The organism is Pantoea sp. E956-1, from assembly GCF_982223955.1.
This window is the reverse complement of record NZ_CEUYZP010000001.1, coordinates 265,186-288,836: the sequence shown is the minus strand read 5'-3', so window position 1 is coordinate 288,836 and position 23,651 is coordinate 265,186. Positions and strand designations below refer to the sequence as shown.

General features: G+C 56.9%; 21 protein-coding genes and 2 pseudogenes. 7 read left to right on the top strand and 16 right to left on the bottom strand.

From position 1 onward, the window contains the following. Positions 1 to 346: 346 nt before the first annotated feature. From AC0T7J_RS01415 to AC0T7J_RS01380, 8 genes are all read right to left on the bottom strand, one after another. A complete protein-coding gene (locus AC0T7J_RS01415; RefSeq protein ID WP_473791627.1) occupies positions 347 to 931 on the bottom strand; it encodes a YceI family protein in 585 nt (194 codons plus the stop codon). A gap of 122 nt (positions 932 to 1,053) precedes the next feature. Then, positions 1,054 to 3,330 carry a pyrroloquinoline quinone biosynthesis protein PqqF gene (gene pqqF, locus AC0T7J_RS01410; protein WP_473791625.1) on the bottom strand — a complete coding sequence of 759 codons (2,277 nt, stop codon included), beginning with the start codon at positions 3,328 to 3,330 and terminating at the stop codon, positions 1,054 to 1,056. Continuing rightward, positions 3,330 to 4,496 carry a pyrroloquinoline quinone biosynthesis protein PqqE gene (gene pqqE / locus AC0T7J_RS01405; protein WP_473791623.1) on the bottom strand — a complete coding sequence of 389 codons (1,167 nt, stop codon included), beginning with the start codon at positions 4,494 to 4,496 and terminating at the stop codon, positions 3,330 to 3,332. Before pqqE ends, pqqF begins: the two co-directional genes overlap by 1 nt. Next, entirely contained in the window at positions 4,459 to 4,737 is a 279-nt protein-coding gene (gene pqqD, locus AC0T7J_RS01400; RefSeq protein ID WP_473791621.1) for a pyrroloquinoline quinone biosynthesis peptide chaperone PqqD, read from the bottom strand. The genes pqqE and pqqD overlap by 38 nt, the downstream gene beginning before the upstream one ends. Before the next feature lie 3 nt (positions 4,738 to 4,740). Then, on the bottom strand, positions 4,741 to 5,496 hold the full coding sequence (gene pqqC / locus AC0T7J_RS01395) for a pyrroloquinoline-quinone synthase PqqC (protein ID WP_010245074.1): 756 nt from the start codon (positions 5,494 to 5,496) through the stop codon (positions 4,741 to 4,743). 3 nt (positions 5,497 to 5,499) lie between these two features. Continuing rightward, the gene (pqqB, locus tag AC0T7J_RS01390) at positions 5,500 to 6,417 is read right to left on the bottom strand and encodes a pyrroloquinoline quinone biosynthesis protein PqqB (RefSeq protein ID WP_473791619.1); all 918 of its coding nucleotides are present in this window, start codon (positions 6,415 to 6,417) and stop codon (positions 5,500 to 5,502) included. Positions 6,418 to 6,471: 54 nt separating this feature from the next. Further along, the gene (gene pqqA, locus AC0T7J_RS01385) at positions 6,472 to 6,543 is read right to left on the bottom strand and encodes a pyrroloquinoline quinone precursor peptide PqqA (RefSeq protein ID WP_010245082.1); all 72 of its coding nucleotides are present in this window, start codon (positions 6,541 to 6,543) and stop codon (positions 6,472 to 6,474) included. A gap of 143 nt (positions 6,544 to 6,686) precedes the next feature. Beyond that, positions 6,687 to 7,703: a dipeptidase gene (locus AC0T7J_RS01380; protein ID WP_473791618.1), complete on the bottom strand. Its 1,017-nt coding sequence runs from the start codon at positions 7,701 to 7,703 to the stop codon at positions 6,687 to 6,689. Between the two features lie 349 nt (positions 7,704 to 8,052). Here AC0T7J_RS01380 and AC0T7J_RS01375 point away from each other — a divergent pair. Next, positions 8,053 to 8,427 (top strand): annotated as a pseudogene (locus AC0T7J_RS01375) (hypothetical protein); the annotation flags it as partial. 707 nt (positions 8,428 to 9,134) lie between these two features. Further along, positions 9,135 to 10,850 (top strand): 2-isopropylmalate synthase, encoded by a 1,716-nt coding sequence (gene leuA, locus AC0T7J_RS01370; protein WP_473791616.1) that lies wholly within the window; start codon positions 9,135 to 9,137, stop codon positions 10,848 to 10,850. On the opposite strand, the gene AC0T7J_RS01365 is transcribed toward leuA, so the two are convergent. Together AC0T7J_RS01365 and AC0T7J_RS01360 are read right to left on the bottom strand one after the other, a co-directional pair. Continuing rightward, positions 10,771 to 11,550, bottom strand: coding sequence for an AraC family transcriptional regulator (locus AC0T7J_RS01365; RefSeq protein WP_010245094.1), 780 nt, complete (start codon positions 11,548 to 11,550; stop codon positions 10,771 to 10,773). The genes leuA and AC0T7J_RS01365 overlap by 80 nt on opposite strands. Then, complete coding sequence (locus AC0T7J_RS01360) at positions 11,547 to 12,533, bottom strand: NAD(P)-dependent oxidoreductase (protein ID WP_473791613.1); 987 nt, start codon at positions 12,531 to 12,533, stop codon at positions 11,547 to 11,549. The genes AC0T7J_RS01365 and AC0T7J_RS01360 overlap by 4 nt, the downstream gene beginning before the upstream one ends. A gap of 68 nt (positions 12,534 to 12,601) precedes the next feature. On the opposite strand from AC0T7J_RS01360, the gene pqqU reads away from it, so the two are divergent. Continuing rightward, positions 12,602 to 14,722: a TonB-dependent receptor PqqU gene (gene pqqU, locus AC0T7J_RS01355; protein WP_473791611.1), complete on the top strand. Its 2,121-nt coding sequence runs from the start codon at positions 12,602 to 12,604 to the stop codon at positions 14,720 to 14,722. 68 nt (positions 14,723 to 14,790) lie between these two features. Here the strand turns inward: pqqU and AC0T7J_RS01350 are convergent, their stop codons facing one another. The 3 genes from AC0T7J_RS01350 to AC0T7J_RS01340 all read right to left on the bottom strand — a co-directional run bounded on the left by AC0T7J_RS01350 (position 14,791) and on the right by AC0T7J_RS01340 (position 15,371). Then, on the bottom strand, positions 14,791 to 14,985 hold the full coding sequence (locus AC0T7J_RS01350) for a serine acetyltransferase (protein WP_473791609.1): 195 nt from the start codon (positions 14,983 to 14,985) through the stop codon (positions 14,791 to 14,793). A 54-nt stretch (positions 14,986 to 15,039) separates the two neighbouring features. Further along, on the bottom strand, positions 15,040 to 15,159 hold the full coding sequence (locus AC0T7J_RS01345; RefSeq protein WP_473793159.1) for an HNH endonuclease: 120 nt from the start codon (positions 15,157 to 15,159) through the stop codon (positions 15,040 to 15,042). A gap of 143 nt (positions 15,160 to 15,302) precedes the next feature. Then, the gene (locus AC0T7J_RS01340) at positions 15,303 to 15,371 is read right to left on the bottom strand and encodes a hypothetical protein (protein WP_473793157.1); all 69 of its coding nucleotides are present in this window, start codon (positions 15,369 to 15,371) and stop codon (positions 15,303 to 15,305) included. A gap of 3 nt (positions 15,372 to 15,374) precedes the next feature. Between AC0T7J_RS01340 and AC0T7J_RS01335 the strand changes: the two are divergent. Both AC0T7J_RS01335 and AC0T7J_RS01330 read left to right on the top strand, forming a co-directional pair. Further along, positions 15,375 to 15,825 (top strand): annotated as a pseudogene (locus tag AC0T7J_RS01335) (TonB-dependent receptor domain-containing protein); the annotation flags it as partial. Between the two features lie 329 nt (positions 15,826 to 16,154). Continuing rightward, a complete protein-coding gene (locus AC0T7J_RS01330; RefSeq protein WP_473791607.1) occupies positions 16,155 to 19,097 on the top strand; it encodes an autotransporter outer membrane beta-barrel domain-containing protein in 2,943 nt (980 codons plus the stop codon). Positions 19,098 to 19,169: 72 nt separating this feature from the next. Here AC0T7J_RS01330 and AC0T7J_RS01325 read toward each other — a convergent pair whose 3' ends face one another. From AC0T7J_RS01325 to AC0T7J_RS01315, 3 genes are all read right to left on the bottom strand, one after another. Continuing rightward, positions 19,170 to 19,730: an isochorismatase family protein gene (locus tag AC0T7J_RS01325; protein ID WP_473791606.1), complete on the bottom strand. Its 561-nt coding sequence runs from the start codon at positions 19,728 to 19,730 to the stop codon at positions 19,170 to 19,172. Positions 19,731 to 19,745: 15 nt separating this feature from the next. Further along, entirely contained in the window at positions 19,746 to 20,171 is a 426-nt protein-coding gene (locus AC0T7J_RS01320; protein ID WP_473791604.1) for a MarR family winged helix-turn-helix transcriptional regulator, read from the bottom strand. A 66-nt stretch (positions 20,172 to 20,237) separates the two neighbouring features. Then, entirely contained in the window at positions 20,238 to 20,795 is a 558-nt protein-coding gene (locus AC0T7J_RS01315) for a helix-turn-helix domain-containing protein (protein ID WP_473791603.1), read from the bottom strand. An 84-nt stretch (positions 20,796 to 20,879) separates the two neighbouring features. Here AC0T7J_RS01315 and AC0T7J_RS01310 point away from each other — a divergent pair, with 84 nt between their 5' ends. Together AC0T7J_RS01310 and AC0T7J_RS01305 are read left to right on the top strand one after the other, a co-directional pair. Beyond that, a complete protein-coding gene (locus tag AC0T7J_RS01310) occupies positions 20,880 to 22,091 on the top strand; it encodes a benzoate/H(+) symporter BenE family transporter (protein WP_473791601.1) in 1,212 nt (403 codons plus the stop codon). Between the two features lie 172 nt (positions 22,092 to 22,263). Further along, positions 22,264 to 23,649, top strand: coding sequence for an SrfA family protein (locus AC0T7J_RS01305; protein ID WP_473791599.1), 1,386 nt, complete (start codon positions 22,264 to 22,266; stop codon positions 23,647 to 23,649). Positions 23,650 to 23,651: the final 2 nt, after the last annotated feature.

The window sequence follows — 23,651 nt, the reverse complement described above, 5'->3', positions numbered from 1 at the left end:
GGGTTATTGACAGTGGTGTCTGAGCGGCGTTTTTTGTGATTAAAGTCACACTGTTTTCGGGAGGAGTGTTCACACCGACATTATATAAATCAACAGGTTAGTTCTGCAGGCATCTTAATTTAATTTTGACACACAGTGACGCTGATTTCGTTATTCCGTGCTGTTGCAAATTTGTGACTTTCGCCTCATTTTTCCCGGTTCTGGCCCGGTTAAGGCGTCAGGAAAATAGTGTTAAACGGTATGGCAGAATTATTTCAGGAGCGTTGTGAGGAAAGGATTTAAGGAGATGCAGGATTGGTGATAACCAATCAGGGGCGCAGCAGCAAGCCGCTACGCCCCAAAAAGCTTACTTCGCGTAGGCTTCGGTAGACAGCGTCAGGGTGACGTCGTCGCTTACTGCCGGGACATATTTGTCCAGCTTGAAGTCAGAACGCTTGATGGTGCCGGTGGCATCAAAACCAATCGCCTGCTTTTTCACCATCGGATGCTCGCCCTGCTTGTTCAGCGTCGCGTGCAGCGTTACTGGCTTGGTGATCCCTTTCAGGGTCAGGTTGCCTTCAACATCAAATTTGTTGTCGCCCTTCGCCACCACTTTGGTGCTGTGGAAGGTCGCAGTCGGATATTTAGCGGTGTCGAAGTACTCAGCGCCTTTGAACTCTTTGGTCAGCGCAGCCACGTGGCTGTCGATTTTGCTGACGGGCAGGGTCACGTCAACGCGTGATGTTTCTGGATGATCTTTATCAAACACCAGAGTACCGGTTGCATCCGGGATATCCGCGGTAGGGTTTGAGAAGCCGAAATGATTCCAGGCGACAATCACCGACGTATGCTCAGGATTCAGCTGGTAGTGCATCGCCTCAGCCTGAGATAACGGGGCGTAAAGGGTGGCAGCGGCTAACAGGGGCAGTGCAATACGTTTGAAGTTTTTCACGGTCAATTCCTTATGCGGACAAAGTGAATTGAGTGTGGTCCAGTTCGCCCGCAATAGACAGTGAAGAGATTTGTCGTTAATTTTCAAATAAATTCAGCAACTTTATACCGGGCGGCCGGGTGCTACGCATTCTCACCGCCAGTGAACAGCACCCGCCAGCGGCGGCGATCCTGGATCAGCGTGCGGTGAAGCTGTTGCAGATCCGCAAGTGTCAGCGCCTCAATCTGCACCGCATCCGGTTCTGCCAGGCCATTGTCAGCGCGTAAGCACCCCAGTGGCTGATCGGTTTCCTGGCTCAGCAGACGCGCTTTCAGTGCCGCCAGATCACACCCCGCCAGCATCTCGTTCAGTGAACGCAGGAAGTTACGGCAGTAGCGCAGCAGTGACAGCGCGCTGTAATCGGGCGACTGCAGCGCGAACAGCACCCCGTCTTCATCGGCACAGCGCAGATAGCGGCTGCTGACCACATAACCGATCGGCTGCTCAACGCGATAGCGCTGGAAAAAGCGCGGCTCATAGATCAGCGCCAGCGCGCGAAGCGCTGTCAGCTGTTCAGGACGGTGCAGCGGAATAAACAGCAGCAGCGCGTTATCTGTGCTGGCGTGTAGCAGGCGCGTCATGCCAGTTTGGGTGGTCATGCGCTTGGGTGGCGTGTCAGGGTTAACCGGCAGCGACAGCGCGCTCAGCCGCCTGGCAATCCGGGAATGCAGCGCCGCGTTGCCACCTTTCAGCGCCGCCCGCCAGCAATCCGGCGTAAAGGTCGCCGCCAGCTGATAAGGCAACTGCCGCAGCAGCGCGCGGATAGCGATGCTCTCGACAGGCAATGGCAGGTTTGCCTCAACCGGCAGTGTCAGAGCGGAGACAATCTGGCTGAGCGCCTGGTCAGTCACCGCCTCATCTGCTGTCAGCTGAAGCGTCAGTTGCCATACGCCCTCCACTTCCTGCCAGCTGCCGTTACCGCCCTGATGACGCAGCGCAGCAAACAGCGGACGCAACCGCCGCCCCAGCGCTTCGCCCACCTCCGCGGTAAAGGTTGAGTAAAACTCCGGCCGCAGAATCATCGTTGCCTGCGGGTCGTCTGACTGATGATGCGGCAATGTCACCGCTTGCATGGACAGCGGCTCAGGCGTGATGACGGTGTCCAGCGGATAGAAAGTGAAATTCACCGCGGGCAGCGATTCAGGCGGCACAGGCTGCCCGCTGGTCAGCGCCAGGCTGAAGCCTTGCGTGACGAGGTTTTCCGTTGCCGGTTGCGGCGTGCAGCACAGCAGCGTGCCGGGCGCGTCAACGAGTCTTTCCAGCAGCGGCAGCAGTGCCGCCACGGTTTCATCCGGCGCAAAGCCGATTGCGCGCTGGCGCAGTTGCTCCATCGGTGACAGCGTCACAAATCGCTGCTGCGCCAGATGATGGTAGTGTTGATGTTGTGGCTCATCCGTCTGGCGCAGTGCGTCCAGATAACTGTCGATCAAAACATTAACGGTTTCGGGTTGATGCGTTTCGACGCCCAGCGCCAGCCAGAGTGCACCGCCCGCCTGATAGATCCACTTCAGCTCCAGCGACTCCGCCAGCCCCTGCTCACGCAGGGTGGCCAGCAGCGATCCAGGTGCTTCATCCAGCAGAAATTCACGCCATAACGTGACACCGTCACTGCTATCCAGTACCCAGCTGCGCCACAACGCCGGTGAGGCCGTATCGGCCAGCTGCCAGCAGCTATCGCTGCTCAACTGCGGCGGTGGCAGATCCTGCCGCCACTGACCGCCAGGCAGCGCGGCGGCAAACTTACGTGCCAGCTGTTCCTGTTCATCCAGCGCCTGCGGCCCCTGCAACCAGAGCCGCATATTGCTGGCGAAATAGTAACGCTGGTGGAACTGGCGCAGCGCCCGTTGCAACGCAGACATCTCATCGCCAAAACTCGCCCGGCTGCCAATATGAAAGCGTTGAAATTCAGCAGGTGCTTGCACGGCATGCAGCAGTGCCGCGTCGATGCGCGATGGCTGATGGCGCTGCAACAACTGGTATTCGGCGTCAATCACCGCCACTTCCTGGGCGATCGCCTGATTATCCAGCAGCGGAGAGACGATCATATCCTGCAGTCGTGCCAGGCCGTCTGCCAGCAGCGACGGGGTGACCTCAAAAAAGAACGCGCTGCGCCGGGCCAGCGTGGTGGCGTTAACCTTACCACCCTCCGTCTGAATCCAGCGCATCAGCCGGCCCTCATCAGGCCAGCCGGTGCTGCCCGTGAACAGCAGATGTTCCAGCAGATGCGCCAGTCCGGGCCAGCGATCTGGCTCGTCGTGACTCCCCGCGCCCACCTGAATCAGGGCGGCGGCCTGGCTGGCATCGGGCTGATGCACCAGTTCAACCGTCAGACCGTTTATCTCCAGGCAACGCGTTTTCATCAGAGGTTCCGTGTTTTATAGATCAGTTGTGAGTTGCTGCGATTACGGAACTGCAGCTGACCAATTTTAATGTCGCTACAATCCGCTTCACGTCGGGCTTCCAGGATTTTGCCGTGATGCGGTGATTTGCTGCAGACCGGATCGGTGTTGTCAGCATTGCCGGTCAGCATGTAAGCCTGACAGCGACAGCCGCCAAAATCTTTCTCTTTCTCATCACAGGAGCGGCACGGCTCAGGCATCCAGTCGAAACCACGATAACGGTTAAAGCCGAACGAGTTATACCAGATATCGTCCAGACTTTGCGTCAGCACTGAGGGAAATTCTACTGGCAACTGACGCGCACTGTGACACGGCAGCGCAGTGCCCTCTGGCGTCACGCTGAGGAAGATAGCGCCCCAGCCACCCATGCAGGGTTTAGGTCGCTCTTCGTAGTAGTCTGGCGTCACAAACAGCAGGTTGGTCAGATTGCCGGTGGTGCTCATCCGCTCGCGGTAGGTTTTCACCACCGCCTCTGCGCGGGCGATCTGCTCACGGGTGGGCAGCAGGCCTTCACGGTTAAGCTGCGCCCAGCCGTAGAACTGACAGGTCGCCAGTTCCACGTCATCCGCCTCCAGCTCAATGCAGAGATCGATGATTTTGTCGATCTGGTCGATGTTATGGCGATGCAGTACAAAGTTCAGCACCATCGGATAGCCGTGCGCTTTCACTGCTTTCGCCATCTCCAGCTTCTGCTGAAATGCTTTTTTAGAACCGGCCAGCGCCGCATTCAGGGTTTCATCACTCGCCTGGAAGCTGATCTGAATATGATCCAGACCCGCCTCGCTGAACGCATCCAGCTTCTTCTCCGTCAGGCCGATGCCCGAGGTGATCAGGTTGGTGTAGAAGCCGAGATCGCGCGCCGCTTTGATCAGCTCCGGCAGATCTTTACGGACCAGCGGCTCGCCGCCGGAGAATCCGAGCTGCACGCTGCCCATCGCCCGCGCCTGACGAAACACCTCAATCCACTGTTCGGTGGTCAGCTCCTTCTCCTGCTGGGCAAAATCCAGCGGGTTGGAGCAGTAGGGACACTGCAGCGGACAGCGATAGGTCAGCTCGGCCAGCAGCCAGAGCGGCGGATTCACGTCAGGTTTATGCGGGGTCACGGAACTGTATCCACTTCTGTTCATAGGCTGATTGCAGGAACTCTAAAACGTCTGCACCCACGCCGCCCGCTTCCGGAAAACGGCTATCCAGCGTTGCGATAATCGCGGCGATATCCTGCCTGCCATCCACCAGCTCAAGGATGGCGGCGGCGGTTTCGTTCAGCTTCGCCATGCCTTCGGGATAGAGCACCACATGGGTATCCTGGGCAGCTTCCCACTGCATGCGGTAGCCGCGACGAAACGCGGCAATCGAGTTTTCATTCATCTGTTATACCAGTCGGGTGGTGTGCCACGCCGCTTTATCAGTCACGGTGTGATAAGGCGGACGTTTCAGCTCGTATGCCATGGTCATGGCGTCCAGCATGCTCCATAAAATATCGAGCTTAAACTGCAAAATTTCCAGCATGCGGTTCTGCGTCTCAGCGGTGGTGAAATATTCCAGCGCCAGCGCCAGGCCATGTTCCACATCGCGGTTCGCCTGCCCCAGGCGACTGCGGAAGTAGAAATAGCCCTCTTCTTTGATCCACGGATAGTGCTGCGGCCAGCTGTCGAGCCGTGACTGGTGGATCTGCGGGGCAAACAGTTCGGTTAGTGAGCTACAGGCCGCCTCCTGCCAGTTGGCGCGGCGGGCAAAGTTAATATACGCATCCACCGCAAACCGCACGCCTGGCAGCACATGCTGCTCTGAAAGTAGTTCTTCACGCGTCAGCCCGACCGCCTCGCCCAGCCGCAGCCAGGCCTCAATGCCGCCCTCTTCGCCGTTGCTGCCGTCGTGGTCGAGGATGCGCTGCACCCATTTACGGCGGGTGGCCGGATCGGGACAGTTGGCCATGATCGCCGCATCTTTCAGCGGAATGGTGGTCTGGTAATAGAAGCGGTTCGCCACCCAGCCCTGAATCTGCTCGCGCGTGGCCTGACCGTTATGCATCGCGATGTGATACGGGTGATGGATATGGTAGTAAGCGCCTTTGTCGCGCAGGGCCTGTTCAAAAGCCTGCGGCGACAGCGTGTCAGTGATCTGCATGTTTTAGCCCTGAAGGTGGATCGCCATTCCGTCCCAGCTCACCTCAATTCCCTGCTCCGTCAGAAACTGACGCTGCGGTGACTGCTCGTTAAGGATCGGATTGGTGTTGTTAATGTGGATCAGAATTTTGCGTTTTGCCGGCAGCGATGCCAGCAGCGCCATCAGCCCCTGCTCTTCTGCCAGCGCCAGATGGCCCATCGCCTTGCCGGTGTTGTGTCCCACGCCGGTAGTCAGCAGCTCATCATCCTGCCAGACGGTGCCATCAATCAGCAGGCAATCCGCTTTTTGCAGCCACGGCAGGATCACCGCATCCGGCTCGCCCAGGCCTGGCGCGTAGAGCAGCGTCTGGCCATTCGCGCGGTTTTCAATAAACAGCGCCACGTTATGGCCCGGCAGTGGCCGGTCGCGATACGGCGAGTAAGGCGGTGCATTACTGATAATCGGAATCGCGGTGAACTGAAGATCATCACAGACATCGACGCTGAACGGCGTCAGTGGCGCAATGGGACGGTGCTGTAAACCGCCATTCCAGTGGGTGAGCATAGGAAAGATCGGGAAGCCGGTGCTGAGGTCACCCTGCACTTCCGGCGTACACCACACCTGATGCGGACAGCCCTCACGCAGGCTCAGCAGCCCGGTGGTGTGATCGATCTGGCTGTCGGTAAGGATAATCGCGCCGATCGCCGTACCGCGTAACACCCCTTTGCGGGTCAGTTCTGGCGTGTGCAGGATCTGCTGGCTGATGTCGGGTGAAGCGTTGCATAACACCCAATCTTCGCCGTTATCGCTGAGGATAATCGACGATTGCGTGCGTGCCTGGGCCTGGATCGTGCCGTTACGCACGCCGTGGCAGTTGGCGCAGTTACAGTTCCACTGCGGAAACCCGCCGCCCGCGGCTGAACCGAGGATTTTGATAAACATAGAGGAAAACCAGAAGTTGAAAAAAAATGCCCGCTCAGAGGGCGGGCAGAACGATTAACGGTTGGAGATGTAGAGAGTCACTTCCAGACCGAGACGCATATCAACGAAAGTTGGTTTTTTCCACATGAGTTACTTCCTCTTGGTTAACAGTAAATGAGCTGCCTGAAATCAGTGTGACCGGCATTGAATGAGACCGCCGTCACAATTTCCAGGCAGATGTTGCGCCAATGGCGCGTCGGGATCAAGCCCGGAACATCAGGAAATTGTTATCACAGTCCGGTCAGATGTAAAACCCGCTGCCAGTTTCCCCATGCCAGTTTCTCTGTCAGAGTCTGATCATAGCCCGCTTCCTGAAAAGCGGCGAGCAATCGCGTCAATCCGCTGACATCGCCCAGTGCAGCCGGTGGGGTAATCCCGTCGAAATCAGAGCCAAAGGCGACATGGTCGCTGCCCATTATCTTCAACAAGTGATCACAATGCTTAACAATTTCTGTTAAAGGCGTGTCAGCGTCGCGTTTACCGTCGGCGCGCAGAAAAGCGTTGCCGAAATTAATGCCGACCAGACCGCCGCTGTCGCGGATCGCCACCAGCTGGTCATCCGTCAGATTACGCGGCTGCGGACAGAGAGCATGCGCGTTGGAGTGGCTGGCGACCAGCGGCGCGCTGGAGAGCCGGGCGGTGTCCCAAAAGGCTTTTGCGTTCATATGCGACACGTCAATCATCATCTTCAGGTCACTCGCCTGCTGAATCAGCCTTTCTCCGGCGCGGGTCAGCCCTGGCCCGGTGTCGGGCGAACCGGGAAAAGTGCCGCTGACCCCTTCACCAAAGCGGCTGGCCAGGTTCCAGAATGGCCCGATGCTGCGCACCCCCGCCTGCCAGAAGGCGTGCAGTTGCTCGCCCTCCTCATCCAGCGCATCAGCACCTTCGATGTGTGCCACCATCGCCAGTACGCCTGCGGCGCGGCAGGCGGCAATCTCGTCAAGGCTGCGGCAGAGTTGCGCCCGCCCGCCTGACGCATCGGCCAGTTGCTGCAGGATCTCAAGCTGTTGCCACATGATCTGAAGCGGTTGAAACGGCTCACCGGCGCGTGCCGGAACGGTGCGGGCAATGTACTCCTGCGGAGGCACAAAGATCGCAAACAACCCGCCGCCGAGCCCGCCCTGCTGAATGCGCGGAAAATCGAGGTGGCCCCGTTCAATCCCCTGATAAAACGCCTGCGCGGGCGCATCACGATGATGCAGCCAGAGGTTAAGCAACAGATCGTTGTGACCGTCAAAAATCAGCATAAGAGTCCACCCGAATAAACAGGCGACCATGCTAACCCTGCCCGGCGGATTCACCAAACCGGAGCGCACGCAGAGTGTTGTCCTGAATATTGCATGGTACGGTGCAGAGGACTTTTATCATGAACCAGGCAGAATCAAAGAAGCAGGCGCGAGTTGGAAGGAAGATGTGCATCACTAAGAGTGACAGCCCGGATCCTGATCCTTAATGGGCAGATATCGGCCTTAAACTGTACCACAACACTTTGGAATTATTTTTGCGTAACGCAGTAAATTTATTTATCTTTATTTCAGTTTTTCAGGAATATGACGTGCTGTTCCTTTAACACCAATACTGATGGAGAATGGAAGCATGGCGCGTAACATAGCCCCCGGATATTGTGTTGTGGAAAGACCTGGCACCCTGGAGTATCAGGCACGGGAACTCTTCAGGGATATTTGCTCCCCGGCTGTCAGTCTGTTTATGAAACTTAATGCGGATACGCAGTATCTGAAACCGGGTCAAATTTTAATTGTTGTTGACCCGGACACGCCTGATCACCTGACAATGCAGATGCTGACGACACTCAGACAGGCTAAAAATAAAACCAACGCAGCGCTTATAGGCTTGAGTAGCGACGATGCCGGATTTATGCAGAAACATTACGGAATGATTGCTGCGCTGACAGGTGCCGGAGGTGTTGCTTGCGCGGCTGTGGGTTCCGTGGTCGGCGGTTATATCGGTAGTACGGCCGGCGAAAAAGCAGTTGATTATTTACTGGGGTCAACAGGTGACTGAGTTTTATATATCAAGAATGGGGTTGTTCTTTGGCCTGTCAGGCAGCTTTTTTATTTTCATATCTTTCTTCTTTTATTTTTTTAACAAAAAAGAATATGACAAACTCATTTCATTGTTTCTGGAAAAATATCAGTTCCCTCCCCCCTATTCGTTCTATCACATGGTCGGTTTTTTTGGCGCATACCAGATGTGCAGGTTTTTTATTAAGCTGAGCATGAATAAACGAATATCCTCCTTTGCCAGGGATAGTCCTGCTTATTCCTTTTTCAGCGAAAGCAGACTGACAGTAAGTCGATGGATGATATATTTATCACGCCTGTGGATGTTTGCAGGAATCTGCTATCTCGGAACAGCGCTGGCTGTTCTGATATTGAGCATTCTCAGGTGAAAACTAAGCTCATCGCCACATAACGTTACAAGCCCACTATGTGGGCTTAGTACGCCACTAAAGCGCCTATCCAGCACCAAATCTGCCTTCGACTTAAAGCCCTTCAATGCTCCTTCAGCCATCTGCGCTTTCAGGCGCAATAGCCCTGTTACAGTTTGAGTATTCGCCTTGATGTGTATTGTCACTTTTGCGCGTCAGGTTGTCAGCCTTGCGCGCGCGGACCCGGAGGCATGTCGGCAGACTGATAAAAAAACCACAGGATACTCCTATGCTGACCCGACCCGCTGATAAATATCGACCCTCCCCGCTGATCACCCTGCCCGATCGCCAGTGGCCCGCACGCCAGCTGACCCAGGCGCCGCGCTGGCTCTCCACCGATTTGCGTGACGGCAATCAGGCGCTGGCAGAACCGATGGATCGGGAACGCAAAATGGCCTTCTGGGATCTGCTGCTGCGCTGCGGGTTCCGGGAGATCGAGGTCGCCTTTCCCTCGGCGTCGCAGACGGATTTCGATTTCGTCCGCGACCTGATTGAGCAACAGCGTATCCCGGAGGATGTGACGTTACAGGTGCTGACCCAGGCGCGGGAGGACCTGATTGCCCGCACGTTTGTGGCGCTGAAGGGCGTCCCGCGCGCCATCGTGCATCTCTACAACGCCACCGCGCCGCTGTTTCGCGAGCGGGTATTTAAGCAGAGCAAAGCGGAAATCGTGGCGCTGGCCACCGCTGGTGCACGGCAGATCCGCGCCGAATGCGAGGCGCAGCCGAAAACTCAATGGACCCTTGAATATTCGCCAGAGACCTTCTGCTTTACCGAGCCAGAGTTTGTGCTGGAGATCTGCGAGGCGGTAGCCGATGTCTGGCAACCTGACGCCCAGCGCCCGATGATCATTAACCTTCCCGCCACGGTGGAGGTGAACACCCCCAACGTCTATGCCGATCAGATTGAGTTTTTCTGCCGTCACTTCAGCCGCCGTGATGCCGTCTGCATCAGCGTGCATCCGCACAACGATCGCGGCACCGGCGTTGCCTGCGCAGAACTGGCGCTGCTGGCGGGCGCTGATCGGGTCGAGGGCTGTCTGTTTGGCAACGGTGAACGCACCGGCAATGTGGATCTGGTGACGCTGGCGCTGAATCTCTATACCCAGGGCGTTTCGCCCCAGCTCGATTTCAGCCAGATGCATGAGGTGATTGAGGTGGTAACCCGCTGCAACCAGCTGCCGGTTCATCCGCGCCATCCCTATGCGGGCGAGCTGGTCTTCACCGCCTTCTCCGGTTCTCATCAGGATGCGATTAAAAAAGGGTTCGCCATCCGCGCCGAACAGCAGGAAACAGAGTGGCAGATGCCTTACCTGCCGCTGGACCCCGCCGACATTGGCTGTAGCTATGAGGCGGTGATCCGCGTGAACAGCCAGTCGGGAAAAAGTGGGGCCGCCTGGCTGCTGGAGCAGAATCACGGGTTACAAATGCCGCGAGCGCTGCAGCAGGATTTCAGCCGCTGTGTACAGCATGAGACTGACCGGCACGGCGGAGAGATGACGCACTACGCGCTGTGGCAGCTCTTCTGCCGCCAGTATGGCGTGACGCAGCCCGCGGTGGCGTTACAGCGGGCTGACAGCCAGAGTGACAGCGGCGGGCAGACGCAGATTAGCGCTAGCGTGGTGTATCAGACGCAATCGCTGATGCTGACCGGCAGCGGCAACGGCTGGCTGTCGGCGGCGGTCAATGCCCTGCGCAGCGCGTTTGATCTGCATCTGACCATTGAGGACTATCACGAGCATACGCTGGGCCGGCGCAGTGACAGCCGCTCGGTGGCCTATATCAGCTGCGTGGATGCCCGTGGCGCGCGAGCCTGGGGAGTGAGTATCGACAATGACACCGCCCGTGCCGCGATGCAGGCGCTGCTCAGCGCGGCAGGCCAGTTTCTGCAGGCGGAAAATAGTCAGTGGGAGAGACGCCCAGCAGACGACGAAACATCGCACTAAACGCGCTGGGGCTTTCATAGCCCAGCTCCAGCGCCACCCGCAGCACGGAGTCGCCCTGCGCCAGTCGCGTCAGGGCGATAGCCAGGCGGGCGCGGCGTACCCAGTCGCTGAACTGCAGGCCGGTTTCGCGCATAAAATGGCGGGCCAGAGTGCGGCCCGAGACATTCAGGTGGGCGCTGGCGCGCAGCAGCGTCCAGCTTTCACCGGGCGTCTGCTGAATCAGCTCGCACAGGGCCTGTAAACGGGGGCTGTCGGGCGTCGGCAAAGCAAAGGGGAGCACGTCCATGCCGCGGATTTCATCCAGAATCAACTCCATCACCCGCTCGGCCCGACTGCCTGCGGCGTAACGCTCTGGCAGGCTCAGCGCCGTGACAATCAGCTCGCGCAGCAGCGGTGAGATTTGCACCACCTGACAACTGGCGGGCAGATCGGCGCGCGCCAGCGGATCAATAAACAGCGTGCGCGCCGCCACACTGCCGGTAATCTGCAGCGCATGACGGGTAAACGCGGGCAGCCAGACGCCGCGACTCGGCGGCACAATCCAGCTGCCATACTCCGTCTCCACCCGTACCACGCCGCTCAGGGTGTGGATCAGCTGGGCACAGGCGTGCTGGTGCCAGGGTTCGCTCGCACCGTGCAGGTAATCGTGCGCCAGCGGCACCAGCGGACGCGTGCTGAAGTCAAAATGCTGCTGACTCATTTCGCCTTCAGGTAGCGGTAGATCACCGCCAGATCCTCTTCGCCGTGTCCGGCCTCCACCGCCTGCTGCCAGAGCTGTGCGATATTCTCCAGCGCCGGCAGCGGCGTCTCTGCGGCATCCAGCGCCAGGCGGGCATCTTTCAGCGCCCAGACCAGATGCATCTGCGGCGTGAAGTCGTCGCTGGCGATCATCCCGAGCTTCATTTTCGCATACGGTGCGGCCAGCGGACCGCCCTCCAGCACCTGCCAGAGATCGTCGGTGGAAAAGCCGAACTGCTCGGCCAGCCGGGTACTCTCCGCCAGGCTTTGCATCATGCCAATCAGCCAGCTGTTGATCACCAGCTTCATCCGGGTGCTTTTGCCCGCCTCACCCAGCCACTGGGTGCCTTTACCGATGGCAGCAAACACCGCTTCTGCCGCCTGCGCCCGGCTCTGATCGCCGCTGGCCAGCACCAGAATCTGCGCATTCTCTGCTGGCGCTTTGGTGCCGGAGACTGGCGCATCGATCAGTAACAAATCAGGGCGTTTTTCTGCGAAGAAGGCGATCAGCGCGTCGGTTTTTTCTACGCCGATGGTGCCCATCTGGCAGAGCGTCGCGCCCTGCTTAAACGCCTCTTTGACCTGATGCAGCACCTGCTCAGTGGTGTCGCCATCAGACAGCATGGCGATCACGACATCCGCCTGACGCACCGCATCGGCTGGCGAGTCAGCCAGCTGCAAACCGGCATCCAGCAGATCTTCGCCGCGCGCGCGGGTGCGGTTCCAGCCATGAACGCGAAAGCCTTTTTTCAGCAGGTTGGCGGCAAATGCGTGCCCCATTGCGCCTAATCCCAGAACCGCCACTTCAGGTTGTTTCATGCTGACTCCCGTGAGTTTTTTGTCTGCATCCGGGTGAACCGGACGCCTTATCACTGCAAAAGATGGATTCCAGCCTGGCGGTAAACAGAGAAAAAATCCAGCCCGAAACGATGTACCCCAACGCATCAAACCCTTACCATATGCGGAAATTGTTCCACCTGGTTCATATCCTCTCTTTTTTCAGGCCACTTATAATGAAAATAATCGCTCTGCGCCAGGCGACGCTGTTGATGTTGCCTGCCATTTTGCCACTGCCGCTGCTGGCGGCGGATAATGACAATACCCTGGTCGTCACGGCGGCACCGCCGGAAACGGGCCTTAACGAACTCGATACGCCTGCGGCCCTCAGCGTGGTCAGTGGCGACGATATGCGCCAGGCAGCACCGCGCGTTAACCTGTCGGAAAACCTCAGCAGCGTGCCGGGTCTGCAGATCCAGAACCGGCAAAATTACGCACAGGACCTGCAGCTGTCGATGCGTGGCTTCGGCTCCCGCTCAACCTACGGCGTACGCGGGCTGCGCATCTACGTGGATGGCATCCCGGCCACCATGCCGGATGGTCAGGCGCAGACCTCCAATATCGATATCGGCTCAATTGATCATGTCGAGGTGCTGCGCGGCCCGTTTTCTGCGCTGTATGGCAACGCTTCGGGTGGCGTGATCAATGTCACCACTCAGCAGGGTCAGCAGCCGACCACGCTTGAAGCCAGCAGCTGGTACGGCAGCTACGGCAGCTGGCGCAACAGCGTCAAAGCCAGCGGCGCGACCGGTGATGGCAGCCATGCCGGGGATGTTAACTACACCGTCTCCGCCTCCCGCTTCACCACTCACGGCTATCGTGATCACAGCGCTGCGCAGAAGAACCTTGGCAACGCCCGACTGGGCGTGCGTATTGATGATGTCAGCACCCTGACGCTGCTGTTTAACAGCGTTCACATTGACGCACAGGATCCCGGCGGATTAACCGAGGCGCAGTGGCGTGACAATCCACGTCAGGTGGTCAGCAACGTCCCGCTGTATAACACCCGCAAGACTGTCGATCAGACTCAGGGCGGCCTGCGTTATCAGCGCCAGATGAGTGAAAACGACGACCTCAGCGTGATGCTCTACGCGGGCATGCGCGAAACTACCCAGTTCCAGTCGATCCCCGCAGCCGTGCAGCGCAACCCGTCTCATCCCGGTGGCGTGATCGCCCTGACCCGCCACTATCAGGGCATCGATACCCGCTGGACCCATCGCGACACGCTGCTGTCGATTCCGGTGGCACTGACCGGCGGACTCGACTACGAAACCATGACCGAGCGCCGCAAGGGCTATGAAAACTTCACGGTCAGCAACGGGGTGTCGCAGCTGGGCGAACAGGGCAATCTGCGCCGCAACGAACGCAACCTGATGTGGACGCTCGATCCCTATGTGCAGACCGCCTGGCAACTGACCGATAAGCTGTCGCTGGATGCGGGTGTGCGGTTCAGCACCGTTAACTTTGACTCCAATGACTTCTATATTCAGCCCGGTAACGCCGACGACAGCGGTGATGCGCGCTATCACAAATGGCTGCCCGCAGCGGCACTGAAGTATGCATTTGACCCGAGCTGGAACGCGTGGATCTCCGCTGGTCGCGGCTTTGAAACCCCGACCATCAATGAGCTCTCTTACCGCTCTGATGGCGCGACCGGTCTGAATCTGGGGCTTAAACCGGCTACCAGCGACACGCTGGAGATTGGCAGCAAGAAACGCATCGGCAACGGCCTGATCAGCGCGGCGCTGTTCCAGACCGATACCCGTGATGAGATTGTGGCGGATGCCAGCAGTGGCGGACGTACTACCTATAAAAATGCCGGTCAGACCCGCCGTCGCGGTCTGGAGTTAAGCCTGGATCAGCAGTTTGCCTGGGACTGGCGGCTGAAGATGGCCTACACCCTGCTGGATGCGCGCTATCGCAGCAACGCCTGCGGCAGTGACAGCTGTGACGGCAACCGCATTCCGGGCATCGCCCGTAACATGGCTTACGCCGGACTCGGTTACCTGCCGGAACAGGGCTTTTATGCAGGCAGCGAGGTGCGTTATCTGAGCCAGATCGCCGCTGAAGATCAGAACAGCGTGAACACCCCGTCCTACACCGTGGCAGCCGTAAACAGTGGCTATAAGTGGCTGGTTGAGAACTGGACGCTGGATCTCTTTGGCCGGGTCGATAACCTGTTTGACCGGCACTATGTGGGTTCAGTGATTGTGAATGAGAGTAATGGTCGCTACTTCGAATCCGCGCCGGGCCGCAATTACAGCGTCGGTTTAACGCTGGGTTATGCCTTCCGCTAAAACAATTCGGGCCACGGTTGTGGTGGCCCGGATCTTTCAAACGATATTGATCACCCCTTCTTTATTATTTACAGATTCTCACGCGCTAAGCTGGCAGGCATCAGGCTTTTGCCGTTACCAATCGGAAGCGACATGCTGACCGATGGTATAGTCTCGCCCACTTCATCACTAAACCCGATAGCTGTATCCGGGTTGAACTGAATGCCGTCGATGCTGAACTCAACCAGCCTGCCATCACGGTACTCAATCTTAAGATCTTTCATTCAATACTCACGTTACCAAATAACGCGGCCGTCATCGTCGAACTCAGTCACTGTTCAACCGTTGTCCAGACGCTCCTTAACTGAGTCGTGGCAGCGTTTGCAAAGTGACTGGAGATTGTCGGGGTCATGGAATAACGCGTCATCACCTTTGTGTGGCGTGACGTGGCCAACAATGGATTCTTGCCGTTCCGTACTTCGTGCGCGGGCTTCTGCCGGGTCAATATGAGGGAAATGGCCGTTCCAGAATCGGCGGTATACGGTACGCAGCGGCCCGATTTGGTGTTAATTTCAGCGATGCCCGCTGCCGATTCCGGGCTTTAGACCTCATCCCGGTACAGCATCATGATGAAGGCTGCGTCGGCTTCAATTTCGCCTGAGCCCTTCAGGTCGGACAGAATCTGGGGCTTAAGCCGGCCATCAGCGACACGCTGGAGATTGGCAGCAACAAACGCATACCCTGCTGGATGCGCTATCGCAGCAACGCCTGCGGCAGTGACAGCTGTAACGGCAACCGCATGCCTGGCATCGCCCGTAACATGGCTTACGCCGGACTCGATTATCTGCCGGAACAGGGTTTCTATGCAGGCAGTGAGGTGCGTTATCTGAGCCAGATCGCCGCTGAAGATCAGAACAGCGTGAACACCCCGTCCTACACCGTAGCAGCCGTAAACAGTGGCTATAAATGGCTGGTCAAGAACTGGACGTGGCCGGGTCGATAACCTGTTTGGCCGGCACTATGTGAGTTCAGTGATTGTGAATGAGAGTAATGGTCGCTATTTCGAATCTGCGCCGCGCCGCAATTACAGCGTATGCGCAACTTTAAGTTACGCATTTAACTAATTAAACAGGGACTTTATAAAGTCCTTTTTAATATAAACATGAAAAGAGCATTAGCAGTATTAACCCGTTACTTCAATCATTAAAATAATCGTCAAGACTAATCACTCAGTAAAAGACCCCTCCATCGGAGATGTTGTGTAACCTCACTTCAACTTACATTACCTTTTGAGGATACAAAAATAAAAACCCTCTCGATTAAAATGAAAAGAAACCACCTTTTTCCTGATAAATTACCGTCAAATTAAACTCATCAACTCAGTCGCTCATTTTAACGACTTCGATCCTCATGTGTGCGTTGAGTACTGATGCTATACAGGGAATGTCCACAAATGAAAAAAATTAAATCACGTCATTTAACACCATTAGCGTTATTAATAGGATTAATCGTGAGTGGCTCTGCTGTCGGTGAAAATATAGGCAGCCAGATGGACACCAATATCACCATGAATGACGGTGATATTCTGACCGGTGATCAACTCTATTCAGGTGGCCTGTATGGCATAATCAACCCCTATGGTAAGACCGGTATTATTAATCTCGGGAGTCATTCTTTTGTAAATGTGAATGATGCCGTTAATTACGCACGCGGCGTCGTTATCTGGGGCAAGAATAGTACGCTGAATGCAGATGGCCTTACCGTGAATGTCACTGGCGATCGTGCCGTGGGTGTTAATATTATCGGTAGCAATGTAACTGCCGATCTGGGGACCGGAACCACAGTTAATGTTACCGGGACTGCTGATATTATCGCGACCGGCGTAACGGTTCAGGGCGCATCCTCTCTGAAAGCGGATGCCCTTACGGTTACCACGCTTGGCGGGAACGGCGCTGGCCTTACCATAACGAACCCCGGCAGCAGCGCTGACCTCGGTAACCTCAGCACAATATCCACAAACGGTAATCGAAGCAGCGGTGTTATTGTCGATGCATTAAACGGTACAGCATCGTCCAGCCTTTCATCACTGACCGCAAATCAGCTTAGCATCTCCACTGCAGGTGTTTACTCCAATGGTCTTGAGATGCAGGCAAATACCACAGGGAATTTAGGTACAGGAAGTCACATTACAACCAAAGGTGATAATTCACTTGGCATCTGGAACTTTGGTGATTTGACCGCAGATAACCTGACCATAGACACGGCAGGCGCTGAATCTTATGGCCTTGAAGTACGTTTAGCGGGTGTCGCAAATATCGGTGCCGACAGCCACATTACTACCACACTGGCTGACGGCATGGTAGCCAGTGGTACCCGCGCGACCATTAATTATAAGGGAACAGCAGAAAAGAGGAATACCATTGATTCCGGTGGTTCTTATGCAGCTTCTGCACAAACCTCTTCCTCAACCATTAATCTGGCTGAAACCGATATTACCAGTGCCAACATGGCGCTGTGGGCGATAAATGCAGGTCATATATCAGGTAATAACATCACAATCGAAAACGCAGCCACGGAAAACGCTGCTGTTTTGGCGATGACCGGCGGCGATATAGATTTAACCGGAGACGTAGCAATCACCATGCCATCGGCGGATCAGTGGGCCATAGCAACGGTATATAACGCGGGTTACGCTGCAGGTAATATTAATGTTGATGGAAAACTGAATATGACAGGTTCAGTTTATTCTAACGGAGGGATGATTGATTTAACGATGCAACCTGGGTCAGTCTGGGAAGGCAGTGCTATCAGTGACAATATTGATAGCGGTTATTTAAATGCCACGTTAGATAATAGTGACTGGTATGTCAGTGGTACGTCAAATCTTGATCTACTGAATCTGACAAACGGTAATGTTGATTTTACCCGCGCAACCTCCACCACCGGATATTCAACATTAACCGTCGCTGATTTGCAGGGAACGGGTAATTTTAAAATGCGTGTTAATTTGGTAGGTGAAGGCGATGGCATTAATAACGGCGGCGATAAACTGGTTGTCACCAATAGCAGTGCCGGCGACTACACATTGTCTTTCGTTAATCAGGGCAGTCTGTCAACAACCGGTAATGAGCTATTAACGGTTGTAGAAACGCCAGACGGTGTGGCGAACTTTACCTCAACGTCTGATGTTGAACTGGGGGGTTACCTCTACACCGTTCGTAAAACCGGCACAGACTGGGAACTCTACTCCTCCGGCTCTGCACCTGAACCTGTTCCGGATCCAACGCCAGAGCCAACGCCTGAGCCGATCCCTGAGCCAGCACCAGCACCAGTACCGACGCCAGAGCCAACGCCAGAGCCAGAGCCAGAGCCAACGCCAGCATCGACGCCTGAGCCTGCATCTGAGTCAACGCCAGCATCGACGCCTGAACCAACGCCTGAGCCAGCACCAGAACCTGCTCCGGTACCTGCGCCAAAGCCCGCGATTACGACAACAGCCGACGCGGGCGGAAATTTCCTGCATATCAGCTATTTGATGAATTACGTTGAAACGCAAACGTTGCTGCAGCGCCTGGGCGATATCCGTCAAAGCGACGCTCAGGGTAATGTCTGGCTACGTGGTTTCGGGGGTAAACTGAGCTCTTTCGCAGGGGGTAAACTGAGTGGCTTCGATATGAGCTACAGCGGCTATCAGTTTGGTGTTGACAAAAACCTGGTTGAAGGTAAAAAAGTGTTTGGCGGCATGTTTATGGGGGTAACCCACGCATCGCCAGACTATCGTGGGGGTGATGGTACCGCGAAGTCAGAACATTTTGGCGGTTATCTGACCTGGGTTGCAGACAATGGTTTTTACATTGATCAGGTGCTTAAAATTAACCGCGTCAGCAACCAGTTCAATGTCAAAGATAGTGAGCAGAATCAGGTTTCCGGCCAGGCAAAATCAACCGGCATCAGTGTTTCAGTTGAAGCGGGCAAACGGTTTAGCTTCTCTCCTGACGATCAGGACTTCTATCTTGAACCCCAGGCACAGGTCACTGCAGGCCGACAGAAAGGGTCACAAACCAGAGCAAGCAACGGCCTGGTTATCGCTTTTAAAGATTATAATTCTGTCCACGGCAGAATCAGCGCGCTGGCGGGGTTCAGTCAGAAAAGCGAGGCGGTGAATTATAATGTTTATGTTAAAACGGGAGTGGAACGCGAGTTTTCAGCCAACATGCAATATGCCCTGAACGGTTCAACCGAAAAAGCTGATTTCAGCGGAAATGGATGGAATAACGGTCTGGGTGTCAGTGCGAGTATTAACAATACACACAATTTTTATCTGGAAGCGGATTTAACCACCGGACAGCGATTTGATCAGCGTCAGATCAATGCGGGTTACCGTTTTAGTTTCTGATTTGAGCGATTACGTCAGGTCATCAATGTCCTGCCATCCGTGGCAGGACTTTTTTTTGTCTGAAATTCAGCTTTACTCAGTGCGCTGCAACAACGCCTTGATATCCTCACAGCTTCCGGTTTCACCCAGGCGCGGGAAGATCAGATTCACGCTATTGTTGTGCGTATCGAGGTTGAGATCGGTCATCGCATCGGTCGCCAGTGTGACGTTGTAACCCAGCTCATACGCCTGTCGTGCAGTGGACTCTACGCCGATACTGGTCGCGATACCGCAAATCACGACCTGAGTCATGCCGCGCTTCTGCAGCTCATCGTGCAACGCCGTGGCGTGAAACGCGCCCCAGGTTTTCTTGGTGACTGTAAGGTCATTCTGCTGTGGGGTCATCGCTGGAACCAGCGTGGCCCAGTCGGCGGGCAATTCGCCGCTATGACGTGCCTGCTCATTGCGGCCCGGCGCCCCACCGGCCACGTTAACCAGCACAACCGGCAGCTCGTGCGCGCGAAACGCCTCAGCCAGACCGGCACAGCGTTCGATCACCGGCTGCGGCTCATGAACCAGCGGCAGCGCCACAATGCCATGTTGCAGGTCGATGATAATCAGCGCAGTTTTTGCATCAAGTGTGGTTACAGCCATGTTGAATCCTCAGATTTAATAGTCGGTGAGTCGTTGCAGCAGAGGGAGAACGTCGGTCAGCTGCTGCTGTTCTGCCGGGCTCAGTCGCGCGTCCAGCGTCCGGACCAGCCAGTCATCGCGCATCGCGCGACTCGACGTAATCACCGCCAGGCTGGACGTCGTGGGCAGATAGCGGGTTTTACGGCCATCATGGGGGTCGGGTTCGCCCGTTACCAGTTCTGCCGCCAGTAACCCGGCAACAGTCGCGCCCATTGACTGGGTGCGTACGCCTTCGGCCGCCGCCAGCTGCGTTACCGTCATCGCACCGTCGCGCACCAGATGCCCCAGCACCGCGACCTGCGACCAGGTTAATTCGCCAGGCGGTGCTGACTCGCGCAACCGGCGGCCCAGCTTGCCCACCAGCATGCGCAGCATTGCAGCGGATTCAGTCAGATCGCTCATTACTCGTCTCCATCGATAAGCGAAAGTATAAAGATACGAAGGTAAACTGTGTAGTTTGCTCAGGTATCAATTTGTAACGTCCGGGCGCTGCAGATAGTGAATCAGACTGTGGAAGCGCAGCGGCGTACTGAGCGGGTTACGGTAGCTGTGAAGCACGTCGGCCCGGAACTGGAACGCCTCCCCGGTGAGCAGACGCCGCCAGAGCTCCCCGACGCCCAGCAATAGTTCGCCCTCGATAACCACCACCTGCTCCACACAGCCCGCTTCATGGGGCGAAGAATGACTCTGCGCGCCCGCAGCCAGCTCCACCGCCAGCAGATCAAAACGCAGTTGCGGATCGTAAGGCAACAGCGACCGTACCGACATATCGGCATTGGGCTGACTGAATCCTGGTGCAGTGCCGGAAGGCAGCGCGCTGCCGTCAATAAAAAAGGAAAAGGGAACGTTGAAACCGGTGGCAATCTTCCACAGTGTCGCCACGGTGGGACTCGATTCGCCGCGCTCAATCTGGCCCAGCATCGCTTTACTGACGCCGGTTCGCTCCGCCGTCAGCGTCAGGCTCCAGCCATTGGCCTGCCGCAACTGTCTGAGCGCGCTGCTCAGGTGTTGCTGAAAATCCGCCATTTTTTCTCCTGCTTTCTCGTCATCCTGGTGAGTGACGTTATGGTAATAGTGTAACACTTGTGCGTTATAGCGCATCATGCGACCATGTGCGCTATAACGCACAACCTCATAAAGAGTCTGACCATGACGAGAGCGGAACCTCCCCGTTTTACCCTGCCGATGCTGGTCTCCGGCTTCGTGGCTGTGCTGGTGGGCTACAGCAGCAGCGGCGCAATTATCTATCAGATGTTTCAGGCGGCGGGCGCCACGCCCGCGCAGATTGGCGGCTGGCTGTCGGTGCTGGGCATCGCGCTGGGGATCGCCTCGCTGGGCCTGTCACTGCGCTACCGCATGCCGGTGCTGGCTGCCTGGTCAACGCCCGGCGCCGCGCTGCTGGCGACCAGTTTTCACGGCATTTCGCTTAATGAGGCGGCAGGCGTCTTTGTTTTCGCCAATCTGCTGATCGTATTGTGTGGTGTAACCGGCCTGTTTGCCCGGCTGATGAACTACATTCCCGCCTCACTGGCAGCGGCGATGCTGGCAGGTATTCTGCTGCGCTTCGGGCTGCAGACCTTTGCCGATTTGCAAAGTAACTTTGTACTGTGCGGCAGCATGTGCCTGGCCTGGCTGCTGGCCCGCCGCTGGCTGGCCCGCTATGCAATTCTGGTCACGCTGCTGGTGGGTGTTGCCGTCGCGCTGGCACAGCACGCCATCCACTTTCCGCCGCAGCCGATTAGGCTGGCAATGCCGGAAGTCGTGATGCCGCACTTTACCCTCACCACGCTGCTGGGGATCGGCGTGCCCTATTTCCTGGTGACGATGGCGTCGCAGAACGCCCCCGGCATCGCCACGCTGCAGGCGCACGGCTACCGTCCACCCGTCTCTTCACTGATGAGCTGGACCGGATTAATTGCGCTGCTGCTGTCGCCATTAGGGGGTTTTTCGGTCTGTGTGGCGGCGATTACGGCAGCCATCTGCATGAGCGATGAGGTCGACCCCAATCCTCAGCAACGCTGGCGCGCGGCGGCGCTGGCGGGGATCTTCTATCTGCTGGCGGGCGCGTCCGGTGCGCTGATCGCCGTGCTGTTCAGTGCCCTGCCTGCGGTGCTGATTGAGGCGCTGGCGGGTCTGGCACTCCTTGCCACGCTGGGTGGCAGCCTCCACCGCGCACTGGATCTGCCTGCCGAACGCGACAGCGCGCTGATCACCTTTCTGATCACCGCGTCCGGCGTTTCGCTGCTGGGCATTGGTCCGGCTTTCTGGGGGCTGGTGGGCGGTGTCATCGCCCACCTGATGCTGGTGCGCAAATCCGGCTGATTGCGTCATACTCTCTGAAATAGCGGTGGTTTTTCCGTCAGCCGGTGAAAAAAACAGTGGATTTACCCCCTTTTTCTGCCGTTTGATTTGTCATTGCCCCGCGTAAAATCAACCTAATCGTCGATAACACGCGATTTTCTGCCTCAGACAACGACCGATAAGGGCCCAACAGGTGGCAAAAACTTTTCTGCGCAGCGGTAATTTAGATGCAGTTCTGGCGTTAGGTGAAAATGGCCAGCCGGTCTACGCTTCAGCCCTGCAAATTCGTGAAACCCTGCGCCTGCGCCGTCAGAGCGCACTGGCAGATTGCCTGGCCATTCCTCAGGCCAATGAACGGGGCGATCGCCTCGACTGGTATGCCCCTTTTAGCGGCCGGGTGAAATCCTGGCTGGGCGCCAGCGATCATGAACGTCGCGCGGCGCTGCAACAGCTTACCGCCTGTCAGCAGGATATGCAGGATCTCAGTACGCGCGCGCGCGCGGCAGAGAACCCATCAATGCGGCTGTTTGGAGCGCTGCTGAGCAAAACCCTGCAATTCCCCGACCAGCAGTATGTCTATCTGGTTGATGGCAAACCGGTCATCACCTTCTGGGGCTTTGTCGATGCCCAGGCGCGCAGCCGCGATGATGCGCTGGCCTGCCTGCGTGACACGCTGGAAGAGAACCTGCCGGTGGCGCTGGTTGAACCGCTGCCTGAGCTGCCTGCCGCGCCGGTCATCGCTGAGCCAGTGATGATCGCTGAGCCCGAACCTGAACCCGAAGCTGTGGCCGAACCGTTGCCGGTTGCGGCACCCGCTGAACCTCAGCCGGTGACGCCTGTAGCGGCTCGCCGCCGTTTCCGCATCTGGTATCTGTTACCGCCGGTGGCGATTGCGGCCGCCGTGACGGTGGCCGTGTTGCTGCATCGTTCAGAGCCCGTAAAAACACCGGTTGCCACCGCGAAGCCAGCGTCAGCCCCGGCGACGGTATCCACTCCGGTTCCTGCTGCGACTCCGGCCCCTGCAGCGACTTCGGCACCGGTTGCGGCGACATCGTCTGTCACGCCACCTGCAGAGCAGGCAGCACCGGAAAAACTCCCCGAATCGCAGCCGCAGAAACCGGCCACCAACACCACCGATACCGCCCCGGCAGACGCATCTGCTACCCTTGCCACAACGGTGACGGCGCCGGTTCCGGCCAAACCCGATGACCTGATCGTGACGCCGGATGCGGTGCGCGATGGCCAGGTACGGGTGATTGATGGCCGCTGGCGTGTCACTATCGACCAGATGCCGACGCCAACCGGTAAGCCTCCGGTGATGCGCTTCCAGTTTAAAAACGGCAAAGGCAGCGTGCAGATCGCCCAGGGCAATACTACCTGTAAAGCGGATGTCAGCGCGGCCATGACCAGCGCCGGTAACCTGGTGATTGAGAGCCGCTACACGGCGAAGTGCCAGAACAATTCGCGCTACCGTATGCCACTGCTGGTCTGCCATGCGAGTATGGGTGCCGCAGTGTGTGAAGCGCAGTATGCTGAGGACCGGGTCTTCCCGATGACGATTAAGCGTGAGAGTAAATAACG

Excerpts from the sequence above, each read along its gene's own strand:
- pqqF (WP_473791625.1), bottom strand. The coding sequence starts at position 3,330 with ATGAAAACGCGTTGCCTGGAGATAAACGGTCTGACGGTTGAACTGGTG.
- pqqE (WP_473791623.1), bottom strand. The coding sequence starts at position 4,496 with ATGAACAGAAGTGGATACAGTTCCGTGACCCCGCATAAACCTGACGTG.
- pqqD (WP_473791621.1), bottom strand. The coding sequence starts at position 4,737 with ATGAATGAAAACTCGATTGCCGCGTTTCGTCGCGGCTACCGCATGCAG.
- pqqC (WP_010245074.1), bottom strand. The coding sequence starts at position 5,496 with ATGCAGATCACTGACACGCTGTCGCCGCAGGCTTTTGAACAGGCCCTG.
- pqqB (WP_473791619.1), bottom strand. The coding sequence starts at position 6,417 with ATGTTTATCAAAATCCTCGGTTCAGCCGCGGGCGGCGGGTTTCCGCAG.
- AC0T7J_RS01380 (WP_473791618.1), bottom strand. The coding sequence starts at position 7,703 with ATGCTGATTTTTGACGGTCACAACGATCTGTTGCTTAACCTCTGGCTG.
- leuA (WP_473791616.1), top strand. The coding sequence starts at position 9,135 with ATGCTGACCCGACCCGCTGATAAATATCGACCCTCCCCGCTGATCACC.
- AC0T7J_RS01365 (WP_010245094.1), bottom strand. The coding sequence starts at position 11,550 with ATGAGTCAGCAGCATTTTGACTTCAGCACGCGTCCGCTGGTGCCGCTG.
- AC0T7J_RS01360 (WP_473791613.1), bottom strand. The coding sequence starts at position 12,533 with ATGCGTTGGGGTACATCGTTTCGGGCTGGATTTTTTCTCTGTTTACCG.
- pqqU (WP_473791611.1), top strand. The coding sequence starts at position 12,602 with ATGAAAATAATCGCTCTGCGCCAGGCGACGCTGTTGATGTTGCCTGCC.
- AC0T7J_RS01350 (WP_473791609.1), bottom strand. The coding sequence starts at position 14,985 with ATGAAAGATCTTAAGATTGAGTACCGTGATGGCAGGCTGGTTGAGTTC.
- AC0T7J_RS01330 (WP_473791607.1), top strand. The coding sequence starts at position 16,155 with ATGAAAAAAATTAAATCACGTCATTTAACACCATTAGCGTTATTAATA.
- AC0T7J_RS01325 (WP_473791606.1), bottom strand. The coding sequence starts at position 19,730 with ATGGCTGTAACCACACTTGATGCAAAAACTGCGCTGATTATCATCGAC.
- AC0T7J_RS01320 (WP_473791604.1), bottom strand. The coding sequence starts at position 20,171 with ATGAGCGATCTGACTGAATCCGCTGCAATGCTGCGCATGCTGGTGGGC.
- AC0T7J_RS01315 (WP_473791603.1), bottom strand. The coding sequence starts at position 20,795 with ATGGCGGATTTTCAGCAACACCTGAGCAGCGCGCTCAGACAGTTGCGG.
- AC0T7J_RS01310 (WP_473791601.1), top strand. The coding sequence starts at position 20,880 with ATGTGCGCTATAACGCACAACCTCATAAAGAGTCTGACCATGACGAGA.